The following is a 10,167-nucleotide window of genomic DNA, read 5'->3' on the forward strand; positions in this document are numbered from 1 at the left end:
GCCTGATAATAGCGAAGGCCGGCCACTTCAACTCCTGTGGGAAATGTTTGACCTGAAGATCCACTTTTTTTGAGCGGATTTTGCTAAAAAAAAGTTAGCTGAAGGACAAACCCCACGGAAAGGGAAGTGGGCAGCCGGAGTGGTGTTCAAGCAGTAGCTATTATTCCATAATAGCTACTAGAGGAAGCGTAAATCTGAGCATTTAGTGATAAGGAATGAGCGAATTTTGCTCAGTTTTTCTTAGAAAGGGGGCTCTAGTCTCTTGAGAAAAGGTCAAAAAACAAGACAAATGATCGTTGAGCAATCTAGAAAGCTCTTTGCTGAAAAAGGTTACGATATGACAAAAACGATGCATATTGCTGATCAATGTGGCGTATCGGAAGCGACGATCTATAAGTACTTTAATAGTAAGCTCGATCTTTTAATGGAAACAATTTCGCATGAAAAATTAGAAATACCAGAAAGTAGTAGTTTACATCATAAACGGACAGAGGAGCTTTTGGAATTATATGTACGACAATTAACTCGTGCTGTCTTAACGAATTTTGAACAGTACGCTATCTTGTTCCGTGAAACGCCCTTGCATGAGGAAATATCGAAAAAATACGTGCAATATACATATGAACAAAATGAAGTTAGTAAGGAATTACAAGTACGAATTAACAATGGAGATTTAAGTGGTGTTTGCGATTTTGAATTGCTAAATGTCGGAATCATATCTTCTATTATTGCAATGAGTACACATCATCGGATTCACAAAGGAAAGCAAACATCTTTGTTTGATGAACAAAAGATTGAACAATTCGTAGATTTTATATTGCATGGAGCATTAAGAAGCTAGGGACCTTTCAAGAATTTATCCATGGATGTAGGTTTACATTTAGTAGATTTAAACGTAGAATCTTACTATATATTCACTGAGAAAAGGAAGGGTAGAATGACAAAGTATATTGGATTTGCAGGAACCTATACAAGAGAACAAAGTAAGGGAATCTATTGTTTTGAGCTCGACAGCGAAGCTAAAAAATTACAGGCTGTTCAAGCAGTAGCTTCTGTTGGAAGTCCTACCTATCTAACAATAAGCGAGGATGATCGCTACCTATTTTCAGTTGGACAAGACGGAGAATTAGGTGGAATGCGTGCTTATGCGATAAACGCAGAAACACATACATTAAATCAAATTAATGAACAGTTGCTGGAAGGAAGAGCGCCATGCCATGTAAGTATTCGTGATGGAAAATTGGTGATTGGAAATTATCATAAAGGTGAAGTTGGTCTATATTCGGTTAATAAGGATGGTTCCCTTGAGCTAGGGCAATTTGTAAAACATGAAGGTAATGGTCCCCATGAACGACAAGAAAAATCCCATGTTCATTTTGCTGGCTTTACACCAGATGGAAACTATGTAGTAGTATGTGACCTAGGAACAGATGAACTTGTTACCTATCGTATAGAAGCAGGTGAATTGATACGGCATGATACACTTTCTATAAAACCAGGAAGTGGTCCCCGGCATATCGTTTTTCACCCAAACGAAAAGACTGCTTATTTACTAACAGAGCTAAGCTCAGAAGTCATTGTATTAGCTTATCATGCAGATGATGGAAGCTTTACTGAAAAACAAACAATCAAAGCAAAGCCAGAAGGTTTTACGGATACGAATGATGCAAGTGCAATTTCTATTTCATCGGACGGTAAATTTCTTTATACAGGAAATCGCGGGCATAATAGTATTGCTGTCTTTCAAGTAGAAGGAGAAACAGATTTTCTAACGCTGATTGAATTCACAGCTACTGGAGGCGATTGGCCACGTGACTTTGTTTTGGATCCAACAGAATCCTTTATTGTTGCTTCGAATCAGCATAGTGGCAATTTGGTCTTGTTTGAGCGAAACAAAGTGACGGGTAAGTTAACAAAATTGAATAGCGAAGTTGACGTTCCCGAAGTTGTTTGTGTGAAATTTTTAAATGAACAAAAGTAAAAAATAATTAATGTGTATAGAGCTCATTACTAATTTAGTATTAGTGGTGAGTTTTTTATTGCCTAGAAATTATAAAATACGTTCTTGTGGATTAATATGAGCGCGTGGAGCCGCGTCCAGCTCCAGCGCCTAGAAACGAGGTAACGAAACGAATCACCCTTCGATAAGTCATCATCGGCTCGCAAGCTCACCGTGACTCCTTTATCACCGTTGTCTCGCTCCAGTCGCTATGTTTCTATTCGGGCGCTTGTGCTTTTGTTCAAAGTTAAGAAAGTATAAAATCAGTGCAATGACTGCGTTAAGCCAAGTAGTTATTTTGAAATGTTTGATGTATATTGGCAATGCTCCGACGAATTACTTCGCTTTCCGTGGGCACGGCCTCAACTAACTTTGCAAAGAAGAACACGTTGCAAAGTGGATTTTCGGCTCGCGCTAATCCCGCAGGAGTCTACGTAATTAGTCTCCGCTATGAGAAGGTGCAACAATTCTTGTCATAAGTAATAGGTTGACCTTTTTTTACAATGGGTAAAGTGAAAATCGTTATCCGTGAGTATAAAAAGCAGCTGTGTTACTTCATGCTAGCGTTGTAAAGCCTGATAATAGCGAAGGCCGGCCACTTCAACTCCTGTGGGAAATGTTTGACCTGAAGATCCACTTTTTTGAGCGGGTTTTGCTAAAAAAGTTAGCTGAAGGACAAACCCCACGGAAAGGGAAGTGGGTAGCCGGAGTGGTGGTCCAGCAGTAGCTATTATTCCATAATAGCTACTAGAGGAAGCGCAAACCTGAGCATTTAGTGATAAGGACTGAGCGAATTTTGCTCAGTTTTTCTAATTGATTAGGAAATTATAAGTATGTACCTTATAAAAAAGTTGTTTTTGGCGTTTTGTCCCCCTCGACAAATTTATGGATCAAAATCCAATTTTGCATATTTGGCTGTGATTGATTTGGTCTTATTCAGACAATACGAGTTGATTATAATAAGAATAAGACATACTACTTTTTCGATTGAATGTAGGAGGAAATCATATGAATCAACGTAGTATGGCAGTTTTAAAACAATTGATTCAACAGGATGCTTATATCTCGGTATCTAAGCTTTCGACCATTTTTAATGTATCAAGAAGGTCTATTTACAATGATCTAGAAAAGGTTAATGATTGGTTAAAGGAACATGGGTTTGATGCAATTAAACAAGTTAGATCTGAGGGGATATACCTTGATGATCAAACGAAACAGGAAATAATAAAGAAGTACACGTTGATGGAGGATTCCTATTATGAATATTCTGCAGGTGAACGAAGGGCATGGATATATATTCATATAACTAGTAGTAGCCAAGCGTATTTTATCGAAGATTTAAAAGAGCTTCTACAAGTAAGCCGGAATACCATTCTTGAAGACATCAAGAAATTAAAGCGGGAAATAGGTGAATATGCATTACAACTAAGTTCAGAACGAGGAGAAGGCTATTATATTACTGGAAATGAAAGCGATGTCAGAGATTTGCTGATTCACTATCTTTCCATCGTAACCCCAAATGACGGCTGGTATAGTCTGATGGATGAAATACCACCGTTACAAACATTCTCTATTTTTCGTATGGAGTGGCTGCAAATTCTCCACAAGTATCTAATCGAGTATGAACAGCAATTTAAGATTGAGATCATCGATGATGTTTTAAACAACTTAGTAATATGGTTTCATTTCTTTATGAAGAGAATGGAAAAAGGAGCAGTCATTGAGAATGACCCTATTGAGAAACAAATCATCGCAGCAACAGAGGAATATGTAGGGGCTAAATTATTATGCGAGCAACTATTTAAACGATTGTCAAACCCACAGGCTTTACATGAAGAAGTTTATTATATCACTAAATATTTGCTCAGTGCCAAAGTGAAATATAATTTAGGCCCAGATTTAGCAAATAAAGAAATGCAGTCATTGCTTGACGTGGTAGAGAACATGGTTGCTGATTTTCAATTATATGCAGCGGTTGAGTTTGATGAACCAGATATTATCATTCAGAATCTTTTGCTTCATCTAAAGCCTGCTTATTACCGAATTAAATACGGAATTAAAGTAGAAAATACGCTAGTTGCATCCGTCAAACAGAATTATCCAGAGGTATTCCATATTACAAAAAAGGTAATGCGTCATTTTGAAAATCTCATGAATCAAAAAGTTGATGAGAATGAAATAGCATTTATTGCGATTCACTTTGGCGGTTGGCTTCGTAAAGAGGGAGTAATTCTTGAGCAATCACCTAAGAAATTACTCATTGTTTGTACCAATGGTTTAGGGACTTCAAGACTCCTAGAAAGTCAGCTTGAGGGGTTGTTTTCCAATATTGAGATTCAAGGTGTAACCTCATTAAGAGAATATCAACAAATGGAATTAACGATAGATTTCATCGTGTCTACCATAGCGCTTCCACAACGTGGAGTTCCTGTTTTTGTGGTTAATCCTGTCCTAAATGATGATGATAAAGAACAGTTATTCAAGAAAGTGAATAGTTTGTTTGACAATGGGAATAAGCAGCAAAGATATTCTGCTGAAACTATATTAGATATAGTAAGGCGTTATTCCTCTATTCACAATGAGGATGCGCTTCGTCAGGAATTAAGAAGATATCTCTATGCTCCAGTACACCTTGATAATGAGGGAGGGAAGCAGAGTTTACATGAACTATTACCACCACAACGAATTAAGGTAATGGAACGTGTAGATACATGGGAACAGGCGGTTAGAATAGCTGCAAAACCATTATTATATGAAAAATATATTGAGAATCATTATATTGAAAAAATGATTGAGAATATAAAAAATAGTGGGCCATACGTGGTAATATCCGAACATTTTGCCTTACCTCATGCCGGCCCCTTCGATGGTGTTAACAAAACTGGTTTTAGTATGCTTGGCTTACGTGAGCCTGTCAATATTCTAGGAAAGGAAGTTCGTATCCTTGTCATATTAGCATCAAAGGATAACGAGCAGCACTTAAAAGCCTTATCACAATTGACACGGTTATTTTCCAATAAGAAAAATAAAAATCATCTTACCCAGACAATGGATAAAAGTGAAATTAGTCATTTTATCCGCGTTTACTCAAAAGAAAATTAACTATTATTTGAAAAGTTAGGTGTGTAAAGCATATGAAATTTTTAGAAGAAAATATGGTGCAGTTTGATGTAGAAGTAGCAAATGCTGAAGAGGCAATAGAAGCTGCTGGTAACCTTCTATTACAGCAAAAATTAATTGAATCGTCCTATATTCAGGCAATGAAACAAGCTTATCAAACGAATGGTCCATATTTTGTACTAGCACCACAAATAGCTATACCTCATGCAAGGCCCGAGGATGGGGTAAATGAAGCCTCGGTTTCTCTCGTCCAACTTAAAAAACCGATTCCATTTGGACATGCAACAAACGATCCTGTTCGTTTGGTATTTGGATTAGGAGCGGCTTCTAGCGATGAGCACTTGGTTTTATTAAGGAAATTAACTGGACTATTAAATAATGCTGACAATATTAATCAATTAATTCATGCAAGAGGAATTGCTGATATAAACAAAATAATCGAAATGGGGAGATAAGAATGATGAAAGTATTAACTGTATGTGGTTTAGGTCAAGGAACAAGCTTAATTTTAAAAATGAATGTAGAGCAGGCGCTTAGAGAGAAAGGGATACGAGCAGATGTTGAGCATACCGATGTTTCAACTGCTTCCAGTATGAATGCTGATTACATTATTACAAGTAATGAGCTATCGGAAGGGCTAATAGGACATCCTGCAAAAATTATTATTGTGAACAATTATTTTGATATGGAAGAAATTAATCAAGCAATTGAGCAGAATGTTGATAGCAACTAATTACAACTACTAATGAGATATAAAAGGGGAGGAATTAAGGATGGATGTTATTGTATGGGTCGCTACGAACGTCTTCGGTGAGGCAGCGATATTATTAGGCTTTATCGTGCTTTTGGGACTAATACTGCAAAAGAAATCAGTTAGTCAAACAATTAGTGGAACATTTAAGGCTGTTATTGGATTTTTAATTATTAGTGCTGGATCTGGAGTCATTGTTAATGCTTTAACTGTTTTTGAGCCTCTGTGGAAGGAAGTATTCAACCTCTCAGCGGAGCCATTAGGCAATTTTATGGGGCAAGAAAGCTTTAATGCGAAATATGGGAGCGCTGTAACATTGGCAATGACATTAGGCTTTATTATCAATGTATTGCTAGCACGTTTTACGAAGTTAAAGTACATCTATTTAACAGGACATATGATGTTTTGGACGACAACGATATTCGCAGGTGTTGTCATTCAAGCAGCTGGTGATGTCTCCTTTGGAAAGCTGGTAATTTTCCTAGCAGTTGTCATGGGATTATACTGGACAATTCAACCAGCTCTGACCCAACCATTTATGCGGAAGATTACAGGTAACGACAATATTGCTTTGGGTCATACTTCTGCATCTGTAGCCTTACTTGGCGCATTAGCAGGTAAATTTCTTGGAAACAAAGAGAATGACTCAGAAAAAATTAAGCTTCCAAAGGGATTAGAATTTCTAAGAGATTCAAATGTTATTACGGCATTAACCATGGGATTATTATTTCTAGTTGGAGCAGTTATCATTTCTTTTAAGAATACACCAGGTGCACAAGAGCTAGTAGCTGCTGCCGGTGATCAAAACTTTATTATCTATGCAATCATCCAATCCTTCACTTTTGCAGCTGGAATCGCTGTTGTATTACTAGGGGTGCGAATGTTTATCGGAGAAATGGTCCCAGCATTTAAAGGGATTGCTACAAAAATTGTTCCTGGTGCCAAGCCTGCATTAGATAGCCCAATCGTATTTCCATATGCGCCGAATGCCGTGATTTTAGGCTTTTTAGGCTCCTTTATTGGTTCTTTACTATGGTTAGTTGTATTAGGAAATACAGTAGGCTATGTATTCGTTCCGACAATGATTGTTTTATTCTTCCATTCGGCTACAGCTGGAGTTTTTGGAAATGCAACAGGTGGAGTAAGAGGAGCATTAATTGCAGGCTTTATTACTTCTACAGTAGTTGCGTGGGGCCAATTTGTTATGGTTAAACTACTTTTGCCGGATACCGTTCCAGATACAGCAATGTGGGCAGCAGATTCGGATATGTTCATCTTAGGACCAATTATCCGTTTTCTTTCACAATTGTTATTTTAAAAATGTTTGAAGTGGATATCTCATCGGTTTCGATTGGTAAGAAGGTATTTCTGTGGGAGAAGAAACTGTATAAAGTTTACAGTGCTTTGCTCAAGAGGAGATTGTTAAAAGAAGGTCTAACTTTTGAGATATTCCTTTCACTATATAGGCGTGTAACTACACCATCTTATAATAATAAAATGATAGGAGTGTGTACTTTATGAGCTTTATTCGTACGTTTCATGGAGATATTAATCCCAAAACATTGGGAGTAACATACTCACATGAACATATTGTTTGTCGTCCGCCATATTGGGTTGAAAAACAAGCGGAAGATTTACTACTTGATGATAAAGAAAAATCGAAGCTCGATGTCTTAGATTTCAAACAACTCGGTGGTCAAGCAATTGTTGATGCTACTGCTATTGATTATGGTAGAGATGTAAAGGCAGTTAAGGAAATTTCTGATGAAACTGGAATTACAATCATTGGGACAGCTGGTTTTAATAAAAGCTTCTTATGGGGGGCACCTGTACCAGAGCACGTAAAAGCAGTAATTGGGAATTATCAAACATTTTATGAGTGGATTGATGCAACTTCCATTAATGATCTTGCTGATGTTGTTATTAAGGAAATTGAAGAAGGTCTTGAAGGAACGGGAATACGTGGAGGACAGGTGAAATTTGGTACAGGGTATAACCGGATTACCCCTTTAGAAGAAAAAACATTACGTGCTGTTGCAAGGGCGCATCATGAAACAAAGGCACCTCTCCATTCACATACAGAAGCAGGTACGATGGCGTTAGAACAAATCGAACTTCTTAAATCAGAAGGTGTGAATTTAGAATTTATTAGCTTTGGGCATATGGATCGAAATCCAGATCCTTTTTATCATGAACAGGTTGCAAAGACAGGTGCACTTCTTTCCTTTGATGGTATCTCGAAAATTAAATATGCACCAGAGAGTACTCGGATTTCCTGTATTTTGGAGTTAGTTGATAAAGGGTATGAAAGGCAAATTCTTATTAGCGGAGATACAGCTAGAAAATCATATTATAAGCATTACGATCATGGTTTGGGATTAGAAAATATTCTTGGTAAATGGGTACCACGTTTTATTGAAGAAGCAAACCAAAAAGGATTTGATGGAGAACAATTGGTTGATAGATTTTTTATAGAAAACCCTGCTAACTGTTTTTCATTTAAAAAGTAAGGCGTAGAAGGTGAATGAAGTGGAATTTCAATATCAAAATTCATACGAGATTGAAGAAAAGATAAAGACATGTAAAGTGGCGCTTTTGCCAATTGGTGCTGTGGAGGCGCATGGTCCACATTTGCCATTAGGTACGGACAATATTTTGGCAGAAAGTGTTGCTAGGAGGCTAGCAGAACAAGTAAATGGATTAGTATTACCGACATTGCCGTATGGCCAAGTTTGGAGCTTACGTAATTTTCCAGGAAGCATTACGTTAAAGAATGAATCACTTATATCGATTCTCGTTGATATAGGAGAAAGTTTATACAAGCAAGGCTTTACTACGTTTGCGATGATTAATGGTCATTTAGGTAATGGAACAGCATTGAAGGAAGCGGCTCGTGTACTTTTTGAAACCTGCCCAGAATTACGAGTATTCTATTTCTTTTATCCAGGTATGAATCAAGCAGCTGAAGACGTTCGGGAAACAAAGTCAGCTCATAACACCTATTTCCACGCATGTGAAATCGAGACTTCCTATATGCTATATTTAGCTCCGGATTTTGTAGATATGGATAAAGCTATTACGGATATCCCTGAGATTCCAGCTAATGCTGATGTTACGCCAACTCCATGGGAAACATTTACAAAATCAGCTGTATTAGGTGATGCCAAGCTTGCAACGAGTGAGAAAGGGAAATATATCATAGATATTGCTATTGAGAATATGGTGAGGCTTTTAACTGAAAAGGCTTCGAGTTAGCGATGTTTAGAAAGAGAGAGACAAGCATTTGTAAAATCTTAAAAATTTTGAGGAGGTCTGTTTGTCATGATCCAGCAATACTTTCGTGAAATTACAGAACTACTAGCTGTTGTTGAGAAAGAGGAACAGGAGGTAATGCAGCAAGTAGCTCAGCAGGTGGCAAAAACGATAGAGCATGACGGGGTGATTCACTTATTTGGTTGTGGTCATTCTCACATTTTAACAGAGGAAGTATACTATCGAGCAGGAGGATTAGTGCCTATTCATCCTATTTTACATGAACCACTTATGCTGCACGAGGGTGCTTTACGATCTTCAACGCTTGAAAGGAAAAATAATTATGCAGAAACATTTATGGACGAACAAGATATTCAAAACGGAGATATGTTAATTGTTATTTCTACATCTGGTCGAAACCCTGTTCCAGTGGATGTAGCAAGGATAGCAAACCAAAAAGGCGCTTTTGTAGTAGGGATTACATCTATTTCCTATTCTTCTAGTCAGCCATCACGACATGCGAGTGGTGAGCATTTGTATGATGCTGTAGATATTGTCATCGATAATCATGCACCTATTGGAGATGCGCTGTTATCTCATGATAAGGTAAAGGTAAATTTTTCACCAAGTTCAACCGTAATTGGCTCCGCTATTTTGAATGCAATCTTTGCTCAAGCTGTTAAAGTGATGGCTGAGAATAACTATAGTCCTCCAGTCTTTCTGAGTGGGAATATTGAAGGAGCAGATGAACATAATCAAAAGCTAGTAGATAGGTATAGTAAGAGAATTAAACTTTAAGTTAACATTATAAATACTTTCCTTTGCATGAATAAGTAATGCAAAGGAAAGTATTTTTTGTTTAAAGTTAAGAAAGTATAAAATCAGTGCAATGACTGCGTTAAGCCAAGTAGTTATTTTGAAATGTTTGATGTATATTGGCAATGCTCCGACTAATTACTTCGCTTTCCGCGGGCGCGGCCTCAACTAACTTTGCAAAGAAGAACACGTTGCAAAGTGGATTTTCGGCTCGCGCTAATCCCGCAGG

The 10,167-nt window shown here is 37.5% G+C and carries 10 protein-coding genes; all 10 read left to right on the forward strand.

The window, feature by feature from the left end; all coding sequences use genetic code 11:
* Nucleotides 1-262 precede the first annotated feature (262 nt).
* The 10 genes from ABDZ84_RS13615 to ABDZ84_RS13660 all read left to right on the forward strand — a co-directional run bounded on the left by ABDZ84_RS13615 (nucleotide 263) and on the right by ABDZ84_RS13660 (nucleotide 9,920).
* Nucleotides 263-841, forward strand: coding sequence for a TetR/AcrR family transcriptional regulator (locus ABDZ84_RS13615; protein ID WP_026681997.1), 579 nt, complete (start codon nucleotides 263-265; stop codon nucleotides 839-841).
* Nucleotides 842-937: 96 nt separating this feature from the next.
* A complete protein-coding gene (locus ABDZ84_RS13620; RefSeq protein WP_026681998.1) occupies nucleotides 938-1,981 on the forward strand; it encodes a lactonase family protein in 1,044 nt (347 codons plus the stop codon).
* Nucleotides 1,982-2,546: 565 nt separating this feature from the next.
* Nucleotides 2,547-2,726 carry a hypothetical protein gene (locus ABDZ84_RS13625; RefSeq protein WP_343781907.1) on the forward strand — a complete coding sequence of 60 codons (180 nt, stop codon included), beginning with the start codon at nucleotides 2,547-2,549 and terminating at the stop codon, nucleotides 2,724-2,726.
* Nucleotides 2,727-3,007: 281 nt separating this feature from the next.
* Nucleotides 3,008-5,101 carry a BglG family transcription antiterminator gene (locus tag ABDZ84_RS13630; RefSeq protein ID WP_034679319.1) on the forward strand — a complete coding sequence of 698 codons (2,094 nt, stop codon included), beginning with the start codon at nucleotides 3,008-3,010 and terminating at the stop codon, nucleotides 5,099-5,101.
* A 32-nt stretch (nucleotides 5,102-5,133) separates the two neighbouring features.
* Nucleotides 5,134-5,574 carry a PTS sugar transporter subunit IIA gene (locus tag ABDZ84_RS13635; protein WP_026682000.1) on the forward strand — a complete coding sequence of 147 codons (441 nt, stop codon included), beginning with the start codon at nucleotides 5,134-5,136 and terminating at the stop codon, nucleotides 5,572-5,574.
* Between the two features lie 5 nt (nucleotides 5,575-5,579).
* Entirely contained in the window at nucleotides 5,580-5,852 is a 273-nt protein-coding gene (locus tag ABDZ84_RS13640) for a PTS sugar transporter subunit IIB (RefSeq protein ID WP_026682001.1), read from the forward strand.
* Nucleotides 5,853-5,892: 40 nt separating this feature from the next.
* Nucleotides 5,893-7,188, forward strand: coding sequence for a PTS ascorbate transporter subunit IIC (ulaA, locus tag ABDZ84_RS13645; protein WP_026682002.1), 1,296 nt, complete (start codon nucleotides 5,893-5,895; stop codon nucleotides 7,186-7,188).
* Nucleotides 7,189-7,387: 199 nt separating this feature from the next.
* Nucleotides 7,388-8,380, forward strand: a complete 993-nt coding sequence (locus ABDZ84_RS13650) for a phosphotriesterase family protein (RefSeq protein ID WP_026682003.1) — start codon at nucleotides 7,388-7,390, stop codon at nucleotides 8,378-8,380.
* Nucleotides 8,381-8,399: 19 nt separating this feature from the next.
* Nucleotides 8,400-9,125 (forward strand): creatininase family protein, encoded by a 726-nt coding sequence (locus tag ABDZ84_RS13655; RefSeq protein ID WP_026682004.1) that lies wholly within the window; start codon nucleotides 8,400-8,402, stop codon nucleotides 9,123-9,125.
* 66 nt (nucleotides 9,126-9,191) lie between these two features.
* Nucleotides 9,192-9,920, forward strand: a complete 729-nt coding sequence (locus tag ABDZ84_RS13660; protein ID WP_026682005.1) for an SIS domain-containing protein — start codon at nucleotides 9,192-9,194, stop codon at nucleotides 9,918-9,920.
* Nucleotides 9,921-10,167: the final 247 nt, after the last annotated feature.

It is taken from the genome of Virgibacillus salarius (assembly GCF_039521925.1).
Lineage (GTDB): Bacteria > Bacillota > Bacilli > Bacillales > Amphibacillaceae > Virgibacillus > Virgibacillus salarius.

Coding starts and splice junctions, on each gene's coding strand:
- ABDZ84_RS13640 (WP_026682001.1), top strand. CDS start 5,580: ATGAAAGTATTAACTGTATGTGGTTTAGGTCAAGGAACAAGCTTAATT.
- ABDZ84_RS13635 (WP_026682000.1), top strand. CDS start 5,134: ATGAAATTTTTAGAAGAAAATATGGTGCAGTTTGATGTAGAAGTAGCA.
- ulaA (WP_026682002.1), top strand. CDS start 5,893: ATGGATGTTATTGTATGGGTCGCTACGAACGTCTTCGGTGAGGCAGCG.
- ABDZ84_RS13650 (WP_026682003.1), top strand. CDS start 7,388: ATGAGCTTTATTCGTACGTTTCATGGAGATATTAATCCCAAAACATTG.
- ABDZ84_RS13630 (WP_034679319.1), top strand. CDS start 3,008: ATGAATCAACGTAGTATGGCAGTTTTAAAACAATTGATTCAACAGGAT.
- ABDZ84_RS13620 (WP_026681998.1), top strand. CDS start 938: ATGACAAAGTATATTGGATTTGCAGGAACCTATACAAGAGAACAAAGT.
- ABDZ84_RS13660 (WP_026682005.1), top strand. CDS start 9,192: ATGATCCAGCAATACTTTCGTGAAATTACAGAACTACTAGCTGTTGTT.